The sequence below is a fragment of the Bacillus sp. 05T31 genome (assembly GCF_056396725.1).
The window spans coordinates 1-906 of sequence record NZ_JBFTMA010001108.1 but is presented as its reverse complement, the minus strand read 5'-3'; the positions used below and the strand labels follow the sequence as shown (position 1 = coordinate 906).

The 906-nt window shown below is 35.5% G+C and carries 1 protein-coding gene; it reads left to right on the top strand.

What is annotated here, in order from left to right:
- Positions 1 to 131 precede the first annotated feature (131 nt).
- A complete protein-coding gene (locus AC1DJR_RS31695) occupies positions 132 to 755 on the top strand; it encodes a cephalosporin hydroxylase family protein (RefSeq protein ID WP_477004439.1) in 624 nt (207 codons plus the stop codon).
- Positions 756 to 906 lie beyond the last annotated feature (151 nt).

Below are 906 nucleotides of genomic sequence, written 5' to 3'. Positions count from 1 at the left end.
CATGTGTTATTTGGCTTATTTTCACGTGAAAACACTCGCCTTATAATCCCTTACCACATAATATATAGTACAACTTTCATACGTAAACTCTTTACGTATGAAAGAATCCTTTTTAGAAAGGAGAATTCAAAATCGATAACATTAGTAGCGAATTTCTAAAACAATATTACGACAGCAACGTTTGGTTACATGGTACACACTGGTTCGGGGTTCCAATCTGCAAACTTCCTTCTGATCTCTTTTTGTATCAAGAAATATTATACGAATTAAAGCCTGATTTAATTATTGAATGCGGAACTTTTTACGGTGGTAGTGCACTATTTTTAGCTTCTATGTTAGATTTAATTGGAAAAGGTCACGTACTTACTATCGATATAACTCCGCAACCAAATCGGCYATCCCATAATCGAATTACGTATTTAACAGCTTCATCTGTTTCTGTACAGGCCGTCCAATCAATATTAAGTATGCGCAAACCTGATGATGTGATTTTAGTTATTTTAGATTCTGATCATAGTAAAGAACATGTATCGAAAGAACTCTTACTTTATAAATCTATTGTAACCACTGGCAGTTACATTATTGTAGAAGATACAAGTATTAACGGAAATCCTCTCCTTCCTGATTGGGGCCCTGGCCCAATGGAAGCTGTGGAAGAGTTTTTAACTAAAAATAGCAATTTCATAATCGATGAATCTAAACATAAGTTTTTCATATCATTTAATCCAAAATGTTTTTTAAAGAAGATAAAGTGAAACTTTAATCAGTGGGGGGTTTTGTCCATCCCCCACTAATTATTAGCCTTCACCAATCGGGCTTTTACGGGCAGTTGATCTCCCACCTAACTTCTTTGCCCCAGCTGAATTTTAAAGTGGGAGTCTTACTGCCCGCAAATAGCGGGATAAA